General features: G+C 72.8%; 15 protein-coding genes and 1 pseudogene. 10 read left to right on the forward strand and 6 right to left on the reverse strand.

Going from position 1 to position 15,177, the window contains the following annotated elements; all coding sequences use genetic code 11:
- Positions 1 to 48 precede the first annotated feature (48 nt).
- The 7 genes from ACIGXM_RS18630 (at position 49) to ACIGXM_RS18660 (ending at position 8,527) form a co-directional block, all read left to right on the forward strand.
- Positions 49 to 831, forward strand: coding sequence for an RNA polymerase sigma factor (locus tag ACIGXM_RS18630; RefSeq protein ID WP_396562126.1), 783 nt, complete (start codon positions 49 to 51; stop codon positions 829 to 831).
- The gene (locus tag ACIGXM_RS18635; protein ID WP_396562128.1) at positions 828 to 1,829 is read left to right on the forward strand and encodes a hypothetical protein; all 1,002 of its coding nucleotides are present in this window, start codon (positions 828 to 830) and stop codon (positions 1,827 to 1,829) included. Before ACIGXM_RS18630 ends, ACIGXM_RS18635 begins: the two co-directional genes overlap by 4 nt.
- Positions 1,830 to 2,254: 425 nt before the next feature.
- Complete coding sequence (locus ACIGXM_RS18640; RefSeq protein ID WP_396562129.1) at positions 2,255 to 2,431, forward strand: hypothetical protein; 177 nt, start codon at positions 2,255 to 2,257, stop codon at positions 2,429 to 2,431.
- 22 nt (positions 2,432 to 2,453) lie between these two features.
- Positions 2,454 to 3,635 (forward strand): globin domain-containing protein, encoded by a 1,182-nt coding sequence (locus ACIGXM_RS18645; protein ID WP_396562131.1) that lies wholly within the window; start codon positions 2,454 to 2,456, stop codon positions 3,633 to 3,635.
- A gap of 239 nt (positions 3,636 to 3,874) precedes the next feature.
- The gene (locus tag ACIGXM_RS18650) at positions 3,875 to 5,542 is read left to right on the forward strand and encodes a glycosyltransferase family 2 protein (protein WP_396562133.1); all 1,668 of its coding nucleotides are present in this window, start codon (positions 3,875 to 3,877) and stop codon (positions 5,540 to 5,542) included.
- The gene (locus ACIGXM_RS18655) at positions 5,539 to 6,558 is read left to right on the forward strand and encodes a glycoside hydrolase family 26 protein (protein WP_396562134.1); all 1,020 of its coding nucleotides are present in this window, start codon (positions 5,539 to 5,541) and stop codon (positions 6,556 to 6,558) included. The genes ACIGXM_RS18650 and ACIGXM_RS18655 overlap by 4 nt, the downstream gene beginning before the upstream one ends.
- Positions 6,551 to 8,527, forward strand: a complete 1,977-nt coding sequence (locus ACIGXM_RS18660) for a glycosyltransferase family 39 protein (protein WP_396562136.1) — start codon at positions 6,551 to 6,553, stop codon at positions 8,525 to 8,527. The genes ACIGXM_RS18655 and ACIGXM_RS18660 overlap by 8 nt, the downstream gene beginning before the upstream one ends.
- Positions 8,528 to 8,592: 65 nt before the next feature.
- On the opposite strand, the gene ACIGXM_RS18665 is transcribed toward ACIGXM_RS18660, so the two are convergent.
- Positions 8,593 to 8,880, reverse strand: coding sequence for a hypothetical protein (locus tag ACIGXM_RS18665; protein ID WP_396562138.1), 288 nt, complete (start codon positions 8,878 to 8,880; stop codon positions 8,593 to 8,595).
- A gap of 49 nt (positions 8,881 to 8,929) precedes the next feature.
- Here ACIGXM_RS18665 and ACIGXM_RS18670 point away from each other — a divergent pair, with 49 nt between their 5' ends.
- Positions 8,930 to 9,559, forward strand: a complete 630-nt coding sequence (locus ACIGXM_RS18670; RefSeq protein WP_396562139.1) for a hypothetical protein — start codon at positions 8,930 to 8,932, stop codon at positions 9,557 to 9,559.
- 5 nt (positions 9,560 to 9,564) lie between these two features.
- Here the strand turns inward: ACIGXM_RS18670 and ACIGXM_RS18675 are convergent, their stop codons facing one another.
- On the reverse strand, positions 9,565 to 9,963 hold the full coding sequence (locus ACIGXM_RS18675) for a hypothetical protein (protein ID WP_396562141.1): 399 nt from the start codon (positions 9,961 to 9,963) through the stop codon (positions 9,565 to 9,567).
- 266 nt (positions 9,964 to 10,229) lie between these two features.
- Positions 10,230 to 10,649, reverse strand: a pseudogene (locus tag ACIGXM_RS18680) (XRE family transcriptional regulator); the annotation flags it as partial.
- 60 nt (positions 10,650 to 10,709) lie between these two features.
- Here ACIGXM_RS18680 and ACIGXM_RS18685 point away from each other — a divergent pair.
- Together ACIGXM_RS18685 and ACIGXM_RS18690 are read left to right on the forward strand one after the other, a co-directional pair.
- Positions 10,710 to 11,135, forward strand: coding sequence for an ATP-binding protein (locus ACIGXM_RS18685; RefSeq protein WP_396562547.1), 426 nt, complete (start codon positions 10,710 to 10,712; stop codon positions 11,133 to 11,135).
- Complete coding sequence (locus tag ACIGXM_RS18690) at positions 11,132 to 11,401, forward strand: hypothetical protein (RefSeq protein WP_396562143.1); 270 nt, start codon at positions 11,132 to 11,134, stop codon at positions 11,399 to 11,401. The genes ACIGXM_RS18685 and ACIGXM_RS18690 overlap by 4 nt, the downstream gene beginning before the upstream one ends.
- A 3-nt stretch (positions 11,402 to 11,404) precedes the next feature.
- Here the strand turns inward: ACIGXM_RS18690 and ACIGXM_RS18695 are convergent, their stop codons facing one another.
- The 3 genes from ACIGXM_RS18695 to ACIGXM_RS18705 are packed head-to-tail and all read right to left on the reverse strand — an operon-like array spanning position 11,405 to position 15,159.
- Positions 11,405 to 13,153: an SDR family oxidoreductase gene (locus ACIGXM_RS18695; protein ID WP_396562145.1), complete on the reverse strand. Its 1,749-nt coding sequence runs from the start codon at positions 13,151 to 13,153 to the stop codon at positions 11,405 to 11,407.
- The gene (locus ACIGXM_RS18700) at positions 13,150 to 13,995 is read right to left on the reverse strand and encodes a M24 family metallopeptidase (protein WP_396562147.1); all 846 of its coding nucleotides are present in this window, start codon (positions 13,993 to 13,995) and stop codon (positions 13,150 to 13,152) included. The genes ACIGXM_RS18695 and ACIGXM_RS18700 overlap by 4 nt, the downstream gene beginning before the upstream one ends.
- Positions 13,996 to 13,998: 3 nt before the next feature.
- Complete coding sequence (locus ACIGXM_RS18705; protein ID WP_396562149.1) at positions 13,999 to 15,159, reverse strand: PDR/VanB family oxidoreductase; 1,161 nt, start codon at positions 15,157 to 15,159, stop codon at positions 13,999 to 14,001.
- Positions 15,160 to 15,177: the final 18 nt, after the last annotated feature.

A 15,177-nucleotide genomic window follows, 5' to 3' on the forward strand; every position in this document is an offset into this window, starting at 1 on the left:
TCGCACGTGCGTGCAGGACGCCTCACCCTGATGCCCGATGATGGCGCAGTGCGAAATGCAGATCAGTACGGCGGCGCCGCCGACGCCGCCGGCCCGCCGGAGCCGTCCTCGGGACCGCCGCCAGAGACATCGACGCCGGATCTCGCGGAAGCCGTCCGGGCCGCGCAGCAAGGGGACGAGGAGGCCTTCCGCCTGCTGTTCCGCGCCGTCCAGCCTCCGCTGCTGCGCTACCTGAGAGTGCTGGTCGGCGGCGACGGCTCGGACGCCGAGGACGTCGCCTCGGAGACCTGGCTGCAGATCGCCCGGGATCTGCACACCTTCCGCGGTGACGCCGACGGGTTCCGCGGCTGGGCCGCCACCATCGGCCGGCACCGCGCGATGGACCACCTGCGTGCCAAGCGCCGCCGGCCCACCACCGACCTGCCGGTCGAGGAGCTGCTCGACCTCCCGGCCCGGGACGACACCGAGGGCGCGGTGCTCACCGCCGCGGGCACCCGGGAGGCGCTGGCGCTGATCGCCGGGCTGCCGCGGGACCAGGCCGAGGCGGTACTGCTGCGCGTGGTGATGCAGCTGGACGCCGAGAGCGCGGCCCGGGTGCTGGGCAAGCGGGCCGGCACCGTCCGGATGGCCGCCCACCGCGGGCTGCGCAGGCTCGCCAAACTGCTCGAATCCCGCGGTGCGGTACCCGGCCAGCGGGCCGCGGCGGAGCCCTCGGGGACGGCGGCGGAGCCCTCCCGACAGTCGACCGGGCCCTCCCGGAAAAGTTCTGCCGAAAATTCTTCCGAAGGTGTGACACCGCCCGGAGCTCCGACGCTGAAGGACATGAGATGAGCACCAACCGATCCCGTCGGATCGACCGAGACGCCGCCGAGCAGCTGCTCACCGGCGCCGCGGACGGTACGCAGGGCGGTCGGGGCGCCCTCGCCGATCTGCTCGCCGCCGCGGCCGGCCCTGCCACCGCGGCCGAGCTGGCCGGGGAGGAGGCGGCCCTGGCCGCGTTCCGGGAGGCGGCCCAGCTCAGCCCCGGCTCCGCCACCCCGACCGTCCGCCCGACCAGCAGCACCCAGCCCGCCACCCGCCAGCCCCGGAGACCTTGGATGACCAGTTGCGCACCGGTGCGCTTCCTCAGCGCCAAGGTCGCCGTGGTCGCGCTCGCGGCGACCGCCGTCGGTGGCGTCGCCATGGCGGCCGGGGGCGGGTACCTGCCCACCGTGCTGGGTGGTTCGCCCGACGACACGGTGTCCGACAGCGCCGCGGCCACCGCCTCGGCGCGGCCCAGTGGGCGCGCGGTCGACCGTCCGGACGGGTCGACCAGGCCGCCGGCGGCCGACCAGGTGCCCGGTGACCGGGCGTCGGCCCAGCTGCTGGCCGGACTCTGCCTGGCCTGGGCCGAGCCGGGCCAGGCCACCGCAGACTCCCGGTTCGAGCCGCTGACGCGCGCGGCGGGCGGCCCGAACCGGGTCCGGGACTTCTGCGCGGACCTCCTCGCGTCCCCGAGCCCCACGGTCGGGCCCGCACCGGGTTCGGCCGGCACGCCTCCGGCCGGCTCGTCCCCGGGCGCTTCGAGCAGGCCGGCCGGTTCCACCGGTCCGTCCCCGAGCGCCACCTCCGACCACGACGGCGGCTCAGGCACTCCCGTCGACCCCGGTGGCACCGACCACGGCGGTCACGGCCACGGCGGCGGCCCGGGCAACCACCCCGACCCGGGCGGCCCGGACCAGGGCGGCCAGGGCACCAGTCGTCCCACGGTGGGCGGCGGGCTGCCCGGGCTGATCCCGCCCACGCCCCAACTCCCGTCCCTGTTCGGCACGGTAGGGGGCAGCTGGTAACCAGCGGAACACCCACGAACTCCGGACGGATGGCGGTCTCCCCGGGCACGCCATCCGGCCGGATCACCGGCAGCCCCGACTGTGCATGAGTTGGCTGCCGGCCACCGGAGCGGTGGCGGACTCCCCCGGGTCCACCACCGACCCGTGGTACGCCTGGGCTCGGTCCGGCAGGGGTCGGCCGGACCGAGCCCGGGCCCCATGGCGTCCCGTCGACGCGTCCCGTCGGCCCCACGGTCACCGTCGGGCCCTGCCACCCGCCAGGATCACCGGGTCACCGCGAATCCCGTCCGTGGCGGGCAGGCTGACGAGTGACCAGAAGTTGCCCTGCGTGTATGGTGCGGTGAGTGCCCGAACTCCGGCTTCCAGCAAGGAGGTCGTGTGCACCTGGAGAAGATCTTGTCATGCCCTTGACATTGAGGAGACGGATGCCCAAGCATCTTCTCGACCATCCCGGACAGGCCCCAGCCGGCGAGCAGCACGTCCAGGCAGCCTACGACCCGACCGGGCGAGCCGAACGGCTCTCCACCGAACGGGTGCCGGATCACCCCACTCCCCGGCCTCGCGCCGCCGCCGACTCCCGCACCAGCCGTCACACCCTCTGACGGATCATCAGGATCATCACCGATGACTGACGACAACAGCCAGGACAATCTCACCCTGATCCGCGAGAGCTTCGCGCTCGTCCAGGACCGCGCGGACAAGCTCACCGGTCACTTCTACGCCACCCTCTTCCTGCACAATCCCGAGGTCCGGCAGTTCTTCCCACCCGCCATGGACCTGCAACGCGACCGGCTGTTCCGGGCGTTGGCCGGCGCGGTGCGCATGATCGACCGCCCGGCGGAACTCATCCCCTTCCTCCAGCAGTTGGGCCGTGACCACCGCAAGTACGGTGTGCAGAACGCGCATTACGACGCGGTCGGCGCCGCCCTGCTGAGCACGCTGCGCAGCTTCGCCGGGGAGGCCTGGACCGCGGCGCACGAACGGGCCTGGACCGAGGCGTACCGGCAGATCGCCGCCGCGATGAGCGCCGCCGCCGAGGAGGAGGCCGGCCGCACCCCGCCGTTCTGGCTGGCCGAGGTGGTCGGACACGAACTGCGCGGCCCCGACCTGGCGGTGCTCACGCTGCGACCCAACGCACCGTTCCCCTACCGGGCCGGCCAGTACACCACGGTGGAGACGGCCCGCTGGCCGAAGGTCTGGCGACCGTACTCGATAGCCAACGCGCCGCGCCGGGACGGCCTGTTGACCCTGCACGTGCGGGCGGTGCCGGCGGGTTGGGTGAGCAACACCCTGGTGCACCAGACCCAGGTCGGCGACGTGCTCCGACTCGGGCCCGGGCGCGGCACCATGACCCTGCCCGACCAGCTCTCCCGCCGGGTGGTCTGCGTCGCCGGCGGCACCGGACTGGCCCCGGTGAAGGCACTGGCCGAGGAGATGATCTCGCGCCACCGCCCGCTCACCCTGCACCTGTTCGCCGGCGCGCGCCGCGCGAGCGACCTCTACGACCTGGACGGCCTGCGCCAGCTGGCCGCGGTCTTCCCCCGGTTGCTGCTGATCCCGGTGGTCTCCGAGGAGATCGAGTACGCCGGAGTACAGGGCCGGCTCCCCGAGGTGGTCCCGGCCCAGGGCCACTGGGCCGAGCACGAGGTCTTCGTGGCCGGCCCCGACGACATGGTGATGACCATGGTCGAACGTTTCCAGCGCGGTGGCGTCCCGGCCGAACGCCTGCACTACGACCTGACCACCACCCCCCAGGAACTCGACATCACCTCAGGCCTGCTGGACACCGGGGCCCACTACCACTGACGCCGTCACCGGCGCGACCAGAAACTGGGAGAAGGCTCAGGACAACTGGGAGAAATCTCAGGATAAGTCGCTTCGGCAAAAGTTGTGTGGCGGTTATCGAATTCGCACCGAACAGGTTCCCGGCATTCGATACTGTCTGCAAGCCCTCAACTCTCTTGCAGACACCCTGTGACAGCGGGGGTCCCCTGCCTTGCCTGGAGAGCCGGAGAGCACCGGCGCGGTCCGCGGAGCCTGCATCTGTGAACGTCCCGTACAACCCTTCCGCCGCGCACCCCGGTGCGCACGGCGGCCGTCGCCGAGCCCCGCGTGCCGGGACGGCGGCCAGAGGCAAGACCGGCCTGCTGCCCGTGCCGCCCGATGACCGGGAGAAGTACTCCTACGTCAAGCGGTACAACTGGGTGCTGACCCTCTCCTCCCTGGTCGGTTTCGTCTTCGTCCTCTACAGCCAGCTGGACACCGCCCGGCACAGCCTGTGGATCTGGCTGTTCTCGCCGGTGCTGCTGCTCTCGATGGTGGGCTTCCTGATCGGCGTCCGGCTGGAGGCCTTCACACCGAGCTTCGACCTCAAGCAGCACCGCAAGCTGGTCCGCGACTGGGCACCGCCGGTCCACCCCTCGGTGGACGTCTTCCTGCCCGTCTGCGGCGAGCCCATCGAGGTGCTGCACAACACCTGGACGCACGTGCGGCTGCTCGCCGACTCCTACCGGGGCCCGGTCACCCCGATCGTGCTGGACGACTCCGACACCCCCGAACTGGCCGCCATGGCCGCCGACTTCGGCTTCCGCTATCTCGTCCGCCCGAACCGGGGCTGGTTCAAGAAGGCCGGCAACCTGCGGCACGGCTTCGAGAACTCCGACAGCGACCACATCCTCATCCTGGACGCCGACTTCGCGCCGCGCGCGGACCTGCTCGACGAACTGCTGCCGTACATGGACGACGACCCGCGCACCGCGATCGTCCAGTCGCCGCAGTACTTCCGGGTGCTCGACCAGCAGAACTGGATCGAGCGCGGCGCGGGCGCCGTCCAGGAGCTCTTCTACCGCTCGGTGCAGGTCTCCCGGCAACGCAGTGACGGCTCGATCTGCGTGGGTTCCTGCGCGGTCTACCGGCGCAGCGCACTGGCCGAGATCGGCGGCACCAGCCTGATCGAGCACTCCGAGGACATGCACACCGGCTTCGACCTGCGGGCTCGCGGCTGGGACCTGCGCTACGTACCGCTGGCGCTGTCCACCGGCGTCTGCCCGGACAGCATCGGCGCGTACTACAACCAGCAGTACCGCTGGTGCATGGCCTCGATGAGCATGCTCGGCAGCCTCCAGGACTTCTGGCGGGTCAAGATGCGTTTCGCCAGCCGGCTCTGCTACATGTCGGGCTTCGTCTACTACATCGAGACCGCGCTGCTCACCTTCACCGGGCCGGCCATCGCGCTGGTGCTGCTGCTGTTCTTCCCGGACCAGCTGCGCGCCACCAACATGTGGTACGTCCTGCCCAGCGTGCTCTACCTGACCGTGGTCTACCCGCTGTGGCACCGCAACCCCTACCGGCTGGAGGCCTGGGCGACCCGGGTGATGTACGGCTGGGCCCACGTCTTCGCGATCTGGGACGTGCTGCGCCGCCGCCCGATGGGCTGGCAGCCCAGCGGCTCGGGCAACGCCAAGAACAACAAGACCCGCCGCTTCTGGATCGGCATGTGGGCCTGGAGCCTGCCCACCGCCGTGCTGTGGATCGGTGCGGCGCTGTGGCGGATGGACACCATGGTCCCGCAGGACTTCACCCTGATGCTGGCCTCCGGCGTCTTCTACGCCGTCGCGATCTGCCGGGTGCTGGTCACCCCCCGCACCGACCCCGAGCCACCGGCCGAACTCCCGGCCGGACTCCCCACCCAGACCGCGGCGGTGACCGGATGAGCGCATCGATCAGCCGACGGGCCGCGCTGCTCGCCGCCGCCCTGGGCGGTCTGGGGCTGGCCGGCTGCGCCAGTCCCACCGCACCGATCGGAGCGGGCGGCCAGGGCGCCGGGCCCGGGTCGGGCCCGGGCTCCACCTCGGCCGTGCCGTACGTGCCGTACGACGTCACCAAGCTGCTGAAGCCGAAGCACAAGTACCTCGGGGCCACCTTCGACGGGGTTCCGCAGACCCTGGCGCCGGTCGACGCCTGGACCCAGATCGCCGGCAAGGCGCCCAACCTGCTGGTCTACTACCTGGGTTGGGGCGACGATTTCCAGCCCGACCAGACCCTGGCGGTCTGGAAGCACGGCATGCTGCCGTACGTCGCGTGGGAGCCGTTCAAGAAGACCCTCCAGCAGATCGCGGGCGGCGGTGAGGACGACTACATCCAGCGCACCGCGGAGGCGATCCGCGCCCTCAACGTGCCGGTGGCGATCAGCTTCGGGCACGAGATGAACGGCGACTGGTACCCGTGGGGCACCAAGCAGAACACCCCCGCCGACTTCGTCAAGGCCTGGCAGCACCTCCACGACCGCTTCCAGGACGTGGGCGTCTCCAACGTCATCTGGGTGTGGAGCCCGAACGTGATCAACCCGGCGCCCACCGTGCAGCTGAAGCCGTACTACCCGGGGGACGGCTACGTGGACTGGCTCGGCGTGATCGGCTACTACGCCGCGACCGGGCCGCACACCTTCGACACCCTGTTCGGGCCGACCCTGGACGAGGTGCGCGCCTTCACCGCCAAGCCGGTGCTGCTCTCCGAGACGGCCTCCGAGCCGACCCCGCGCAAGCCCGCCGACATCGCCGACCTGTTCGCCGGCGTCGCGGCGCGCGACGACGTGCTGGGCTTCGTCTGGTTCGACCTCAACAAGGAGACCGACTGGCGGATCGACAGCAGTCCGCAGTCCCTGGCTGCCTTCCGGAACGCAGCGGCTGATCCGCGCTTCGGCTTCGACGTGGAGCACCCCGATGCCTGAGCAGAACACCAAGGGGCCCGGCGGCCCCGCGCAGACGCCCGAGAACGCGGGCTCCTGGTTCGCGCCCGGCCGGCCGGGCACCGGACCGGCTCACGGCAGCACGGCCGCACGGGCCGACCCGCGACCGGCCGGCCCGGAGGCGGCCGAGTCGCAGCCGCCCACACCCCGGTCGACCGTCCCCGGGCCGGCGCGGCAGTCCGGCTTCGACGTCGATGCCACGCTGAAGCTGTCCGTGCTGCCGAAGTCGGCGCGGCGCCACCCGGCCGCGCCACCCGCCGCTCGACCCACCGACCCGCCGACCGACCCGCCGACCGGGCGGCAGCCGGAACGCCAGGCCGAACGCACCATGCAGCTGCGGGTGTTGCCCTCCCCGGACCCGGCGGCGGACCCCGGCTACGCCTTCGCCGAGCCGGTGCGCCCCGGCTGGACACTGCCGCACGTCCCGGACGCCGCCTGGGCGGCCGGCGCCAGCTCCCGGCGGACCTGGATCAGCCGCGGGCTGCTCGCCGTGCTCCTGGTGGTGCAGGCGGCGCTCTCGCTCCGCCTGACCAACACCGCCTTCGAGGACGAGGCGCTGTACATCTACGCCGGTCACGCGATGATCGCGCACCTCTTCCACGGAGTCCCGGACTACGGCGGTTTCGGCTCGTACTTCTCCGGCGCGCCCACCCTCTACCCGGTGCTGGCGGCGGCGGTGGACTCGCTCTTCGGCCTGGCCGGTGTGCGGGTGATGAGCCTGTTCTTCATGCTGGGCAGCACCGCGCTGCTGTACTCCTTCTCCCGCCGGCTCTTCAGCGAACGTGCCGGGCTCTGCGGCGCGGTGCTCTTCGCCTTCGCGCAGTCCACCCTGTTCCTCGGCAACTTCGCGACCTACGACGCGTGCGCCGTCTTCCTGCTCGCGCTGTCGGCCTGGATCGTGGTCCGGTTCGGGCACGGCCACTGGGCGCTGTCGCTGCTCCCCGCTCCGGTGGCCGCGCTCGCGGTCGGCGTGAAGTACGCCTCCGCGCTCTACCTGCCCACCCTGGCCATGCTCCTGATGCTGGTCGCCTACCAGCGGTACGGCGTGCCGCGGGCGCTGCTGCGCGCGGCCGTCTTCACCGTCGGCGTGGTCGGGCTGCTCGGTGGTGCGCTGTACGCCACCGACTACCTCCAGGCGATCCAGAGCACCACCACCGCCCGGGCCCTCGGCACCGACTCGGCCTGGACGATCATCCAGGACAGCACCCAGTGGGGCGGCCTGCTCTTCGCGGTCGCCGCCCTCGGCACCGTGCTGTACGCCCGGCGGGCCCGGCTCAGCGAGATGCCGGGCTGGCGGCAGGCCGTCCCCGGGGCCCGCTGGCGACTGGCCCTGGGCACCCTGCTCACCGGGACGGCACTGCTCGCGCCCGCGTACCAGATCCACCTCCAGACCACCACCTCGCTGCAGAAGCACGTCGGGTTCGGGCTGCTGTTCGCGGCCCCGATGGCCGGGGTCGGGATGACCCGGCTGATGGGCGCCCACTTCAAGTTCCCGCAGGCGGCGATAGCGATCGGGACGATCGCGCTGACCCTGGGCATGTCGCAGTCCGCGTACAACTACGGGATCTGGCCGAACACCACCTACCTGATCCAGGAGCTGTCCACCAAGGTCCAGCCCGGGCAGCGCTGGCTCGGCGAGCCGCACGAGGGACCGGTCTACTACCTGACGGCACGCCGTCTGACCGACTACACGCGCTGGACCTCGATCTTCTACATCGACTACACCGGCCGTCCCGGTCAACAGCTGACCGGGATCCCCGGCTACGTGGCCGCGCTCCAGGACGGCTACTTCGACGGCGTGGTGCTCGACTGGTCGGACAACCCCGGCGCCGTGGAGACCGCCATCCGCGACCAGCTGCGGTCGGGCGGACGGTACCGGCTGGACAGCGCCCTGCCCTACCGCACCTCGGCCGGCCAGGGCCACTTCGAGGTCTGGCTGCGCACCAGCTGAACGGCCGATCGGCCGACCGGCTGACCGGCGGCCCGCGGGTCAGCGGGTCAGCGGGTCAGCGGGGATCAGCAGCCCGACGGCCCGCAGGCGCGCAGGTCGTAGAGGTACGACCGGCCCGCCTTCCAGCTCCGCCACGCGGTCAGCGGGGGCAGCGCCGCGTGGGCCGCGCCGGACGGGAGGGGCCAGCCGTTGGCGACGCCGTCCGCGTCGCAGGTGCACCAGCCGCGGTCGGGGAGCCGGACCAGCCACAGGTCGAGGTCGACGCGTCGGTGGCACGGGCTGCCGTTGCGGGTACCGTCCGGCCGGAAGTGGTAGGTCAGGCCGTCGAGGCGGCGGACGAAGGCGAGGGACACCGCAGCAGCGTACGCTGTCCCGAGCATGCCATCTGGGGGAGGGAACGCGATGGGGACCGCGCTCGCCGTGGGCTCGGGGGTCTTCTGGACCGTCACCTACGTGCTGGTCATCCGGGTCGGGCTGCGCGACCGCAGTTACGGGATGCCGCTGGTCGCACTGGGGGCCAACCTCTCCTGGGAGTTCATCTTCAGCTTCGTCCGGCCGCACGACGGTGTGCAGCACGTGATCGACCTGGTCTGGCTCGCCCTGGACTGCGGCATCCTGTGGACCGTACTGCGGTTCGGCCCGCGCGAGTTCCGGTGGCTGTCGTGCCGGGCCTTCCCCGCCCTGGTGGCCGGCACGATCGGGCTGAGCTACCTGGGCGTTGACGCGGTCTGCCGCCAGTTCGACGCCGGGGCGGGGACGTTCGCCGCGTTCGGCCAGAACCTGATGATGTCCGGCCTCTTCCTCGGCATGCTGCTCACCCGGCGCTCCACCCGCGGGCAGTCGCTCGGGATCGCCGTCTGCAAGCTGGTCGGCACGGCGCTGGCCTCGGCCGACACCTGGCTCGGCCGGGCGGACGAGCCGCTGCACCACGGGCCGCTGCTCCCCTACCTGTTCGTCAGCATCCTGCTACTCGACCTGGCCTACGCCGTCGCGCTCGCCGCCGTCGGGCGCGCCGGCACGGCCGACCGCTAGGGCGGTCAACCCTGGTCGGTGGCGGTCCAGTTGCCAGTGCGCGGGTCCTTGCTGATCTCGCAGGACGCGATGTCGTAGCCGCCCGAGGCGGTGGCCTGCGAGATCACCTGGCCATCCACCTCCAACTGGCAACTGACCGCGCCGCCGCCCTGGAGCTGGGCGGAGATCGCGTAGTAGCTGGGGTTGCCGAGCGGCTGGGTCACGCTCATCGGTGCGTGGCCCTGCAGGTCGGAACCGGCCGGCCCGTACTGGACGGCCGCGCTCCCGGCGCCGGTGACGACGTAGGTGAGCGTGTGGGGTGCGGTGGCGGCCGTCGACGGCCGCCGGGCGGAGGCCGCCGGGCGACGGGCGCCGTCCCTGGCCTCGACGGCCACGGCGGCACCGGCCAGGGCGACGAGCAGCACGACGACGGCGCACCCGAGCCGTCGCCCCCGCCGCCCGCCGCCCTTCTTCCGATGGGACGTCGGCGGCCGCGGCACCGACCGCGCGGGAGTCCCCCAGCTGGTCCGCCGCCGCGGATCCGGTGTCCCCATCGCACTGCTCCTGCTGCTCGCGCGCTCGCCTGCTCGGACAGCGGCAGCGTGGCAGGGCAACATGACAAACGGTCAGCTGTTTGCCGAGTCGTTACGCGCCGGCGGGTGGAGAGGGAGGGCCGGTGCGGTGCGCCCCCTCAACCGCCGGCCACCGGGCGGCTCGACTCGACTCCCCGCGACCAGAGTTCCTCGGCATGGGCGGCGAACCGGTCGAACATGCCGCCGTCCTGGCGCCGCCGGAGGTGGAACAGGGGCGAGTCGTGGCCGACCACCCGCGCGAGGTGGGGGGTCACCAGCGCGTCGGCGTCGAAACGGAAGACGCACAGGCCGACGTGGTTGGGCGCGTCCGCGGCCGAGCTGTGGCGGACTTCCAGCCCGGGAACGTCCCGCAGCCCGGCGAGGTTCTCCAGGGTGATCCGGATCCGGGTGGAGACCGTGAGGGCCACCTCCTCGACCTCCTCCCGCCGCCGGGTGACCTCGCCCTCCGGGTCGCCGAGCAGGAACCGGACCCGGCAACCGGATTCGGCCTTGTCGCGGAGCGTGGCGTGGAAAGCGGGCTGCTCGAGCGCGCATCTCAACAGACGTCCACCCGGGAAGGTGGCTGCACCATGTCCGAAATGATCGGGAGATCCCCGTCCCCCACCGGCGCCCACGACTGCTGGCTGCCCTACAGTCGGCGGGCGCCGGGGTTGGCGCGGCGCGCGTTGCGGGGGTGGCTGGGGAGCGCACCCGGGGGTGAACGCTTTTTGCGTCCAGGCGAGTTGCTGGTCAGCGAGTTGGTGACCAATGCCGTGCTGCACGGGCGAGCACGGGGGCGGCTGCTCCGCGCGCGGTTTGAACTCGAGGGCGAACGGCTGCGTATTGAGGTGCACGACGCCCGTGAGGAGCGTTGGCCGCAGCGGGGCGGCGGCGCCTGGGAGGCCGAGGGTGGACGGGGGTTGGTGCTGGTGGAGGCGCTGGTGGTCGGGTGGGGTGCCGGGGCTCGGACGAGCGGGGTCGGCAAGGTGGTGTGGTGCGAGTGCGCCCCGGAGGTGGGCGGGTGATCGGTGCGGTGACGGTGGAGCTGACCGGGATCACCGGGCCCGCGAGCTTCGCGCGGGTGGGCGACGCGCTCGCCGCGCTCTGGGCGGCGATGCGGGTGCTGGCGCTGGACGAGAGCACCCACCGGGCGTACGAGTACTTCCTCACCCGCCCGGACGCCGTGGAGCGGGCCACCGAGTTCCTGGAACGGGACGGCGGACTCACGCTGACGTTCGAAGTGGCGGGCCGGGTGCACCTGTTGCGGATGCACCCGACCGCCGGTGGGTAGCGGTCAGCCGAGGTCCAGCCGGGCCGCCAGGCGCAGCAGCCCCGGTGAGAGTCGGCCGAGCAGCCGGGCCGCCCTGGCCTCCAGCGTCACCGGGACCACCGGCTTGCCGGTGCGGACCGCCCGGACGATCTCGGCGGCGACCTTCTCCGGCGGGAAGCCCCGTCGGGCGTACAGCCGGGCGGCGCGGGCCTGCTTGACGGCCTGCTGGTCGGCCGAGAGACCGGAGAAGGTCGCGGTGCGGGTGATGTTGGTGTTGACGATGCCGGGGCAGATGGCACTCACCCCGATGCCCTGTGGGGCGAGTTCGGCGCGCAGGCAGTCGGAGAGCATCAGCACAGCCGCCTTGCTGGTGGCGTAGGCGGCCAGCATCTTGGACGGCAGGTAGCCGGCGGCCGAGGCCAGGTTGACGATGTGCCCGCCCTGTCCGCGCTCGGCCATCAGCGTGCCGAACGCCCGGCAGCCGTGGATCACGCCCCACAGGTTGACGTCCAGGACCCGTTGCCACTCCTTCTCGGTGGTCTGCAGGAAGGTTCCCGAGTGCCCGATGCCGGCGTTGTTGACCAGCACGTCCGGCACGCCGTGCGTGGCGGCCACGGTCCGCGCCCAGTCGTCCACGGCCACGCCGTCGCTCACGTCGACCCGGTACGCGTGCCCCGATCCGCCCACCAGGGCGACGAGTTCGACGGTCCGCTCGGCCGCCGCGAGGTCGAGGTCGCCGACCACCACCCGGGCGCCCTGCTCGCCGAAGGCCAGCGCGGTGGCCCGCCCGATCCCGCTGCCGCCGCCGGTGATCACCACCAACCGGCGGCTCGCGTCGGACGGTGCACCCGAGGCCAGGCGTCCGGTGAACTCCCGGACCAGTCCGGCGACTTGATCGCCACGCTCCAACAGGGCGGACCAGTGGGTGGCGTTCAGCTCGCGCCGGGTGAGGTGCGGCGCCCAGCGCTCCAACCCCTCGGAGAGGAACGGCGCGACGTAGTGGTCCCGGCGCAGGGTGATCAGCTGCACCGGCACCTTCGTCGGCCGCTCGCGCGGGGCGCGCAGCCGGGGACGCATGTTGGCGCGGTACAACTCGATCCCCCGGACGGCGTCCTGACGCAACGTCCGCTGCGGGTGTCCGGGCCGCGGGGTGACCGCCTCCAGATCGCGCAGCACCCGCGGCCAGGCCCGGGCCAGCCAGAGCCGCCAGGTGGCCGGAGCCAGCACCGGCAGGTGGAAGGCGGTGATGTACCAGGAGTGCGCTCCCTGGGCGAGCAGTTGGCGCAGGTGCCGCGGGGTGGGCCGGCGCAGCCGGTGCCGGATCCAGTAGCCCATGTGGTCCAGGCAGGGCCCGGAGATCGTGGTGTACGAGGCGATCCGGCGCTCCGCGTCGGGCTCGGTGACCGCCTCCCAGGACTGCAGGGAACCCCAGTCGTGCGCGACCACGTGCACCGGACGGTCCGGGCTGACCGCGTCGGCGACCGCGAACAGGTCCGCGGCCAGCAGCTCCAGCCGATAGCCGTCGCGGCCGTCCGGCACCCCGGACTCACCGGCCCCGCGCACGTCGTAGCGGACCACGTGGTGGTCGGCGGCCAGGTCGGCCGCGACGTCGTCCCAGACCCGATGGGTGTCGGGGTACCCGTGCACCAGCAGCACGGTGGGCGCCTCGGGATCGCCCTGTGCGAAGACGGCGAGCGCGACGCCCGCCGAGTGCACGGTGCTCCGCCGGGTCGCGGGCGGCGGCGTCGGGCTGATCGGCGTCATGGGGCTCATCGGGCGGCCTCCTCAAGCCTGTTCCAGCGCCGCACGTGCGGCAGGTCGTCGTCCAGCCAGTAGGCGTCGTCCTCGGTCACCACGAGGAGCTCCTCGAACTTGATGCCCACCTCGCGGAATCCGATGTGCGGTTCGACCGCCCACAGGCCCGGGGTGGGCGCGTGCCGGGACGCCCGACCGTCCGCCCAGAGCGGCGAACGCCCTTGCAGGCGCTCGCTGATGAGCTCACGGCCGAGGGTCTGCAGGGTGCGCAGCCCGAAGCCGAACAGGTTGACCCCGACCGGCGCCCGGCTGGTGTTGCGGGTCACCTGGTGGCCGATCACCCGGCCCGGGTAGACCTGGTGGCGGTTGTCGTAGCCGTGCGCGACGATCTGCGCGTCGACCGCCGCGTAGACCTCGTCCAGCGGCTTGCGGGCCCGCACCTCGCGCAGGATCAGCTCCCGGTAGACCCGCAGGTCGCGGGCGAGCCGGTCCCAGACCGGGTTGTCGCCGACCTTGCCGCCGTAGCCGATGTCGGCGGTGTAGCCGTCCACCACCGGCGCGCAGTCCAGCACGTACGGCATGCCCTCGCGCAGCACCCGGCCGCCGGCGAAGAACTGCAGCGGGGTGTGGAAGTGTCGGAACGCGGTGCGGTCGCCGAACCAGGCGAACGGCACGTGGAAGAAGTCCCGCACCCCGGCGGCCACCAGGAGGTGGCGCAGCCGTGCGGTGGCCTGCCGCTCGGTGACGCCGGGCTCGATCCAGGCGGCGACCTGTTCGGCGCAGTGGTAGGCCAGTTGCTGGACCTCACGGAAACGGTCCAGGTCCTGCGTGGTGTAGCGGAACGACGGTGACCGGCTCAAGGTTCAGACCTCCAGGACCAGGGTGTCGCCCTCGGCGGCCCGTGAGACGCAGGGCAGCAGGGCGCCGGCGGCCCGCTCCTCGGCGGTCAGCCGGCGGTCGCGGTGCTCGGGGCTGCCGGCGGCCACGCTGACCTGGCAGGTGCCGCAGAAGCCCTGGCGGCAGGAGTACGGCAGGTCGGGGCGGGCCTCGCGCAGCACGTCCAGCGCGGAGCGGTCCGCCGGGACCGGCAACACCGGTCCCCCGGTGCCCAGTTGCACGCTGAACGGGCGACCGTCGGTGATCGGCGCGGCGCCGAACCGCTCGAAGTGCAGGGCGGTGGCCGGCGATCCGTCCAGCGCCCGCTGCACGGCTGCCAGCATCGGGGCCGGGCCGCAGCAGTAGACCGCGGCGCCGGGGCGGGCCGGGGCCAGCAGCTCGGCACCGGTGGGGATCCGGCCGGTGAGCAGGGTGAGCCGGTCGGGGGCCAGGGCACGCAGCTCGTCGAGGTAGGGCATCGACCCGGAGCTCCGCCCGGCGTACACCAGGTGCCAGTCCAGTCCGCGCCGTTCGGCCTCCCGGGCGATCGGCAGCAGCGGGGTGACGCCGATCCCGCCGGCCACCAGGAGCGGCACCGGCTCGCCGCAGAAGGCGAAGCCGTTGCGCGGCCGGCGGACCGTCAGGCGGGCACCGACGTGCAACTCCTCGTGGATCTCCACCGATCCACCGCCTCCGTCGGCGATCCGCCGCACCGCGATCCGGTAGGTGGCGCGGTCGGCCGGGTCGCCGCAGAGCGAGTAGTGGCGTTCGCGGCCGGAGGGCAGGGTGAGCCGCAGGTGGGCACCGGGCTGCCAGCCGGGCAGCGGGCCTCCGGCGGGATCGGCGAGCAGCAACTCGACGACTTCATCGGCGACTTGCCGGTGCGAGACGACCACCAGGCAGAGCGGCGCGGTGGGCCGGGCGGCCGGGCGGCGCGGGTTGCGGCGCAGACCCGGAGAACCCAGCGCGGGGCCGTAGTGCCGGTCGAAGGCGGTCAGGCCGCGCAGGAAGCGGTCGGCGCGCGGACGCCCGTAGAGGTCGGGCGGCGGGGCGCTGAGGTCGTGCGTGCTGGTGCGCCCGAAGGCGGCGCTGCGGGCGGGGGCCGTCGGCCCGGTCGGGCCGTGCTGCTCGGTCGGGGTGTGGTCCATGCGGCGGTGCTCCGGAAC

Origin of the sequence: Kitasatospora sp. NPDC052896 (assembly GCF_044547075.1) — a bacterium.
Taxonomy (GTDB): domain Bacteria; phylum Actinomycetota; class Actinomycetes; order Streptomycetales; family Streptomycetaceae; genus Kitasatospora.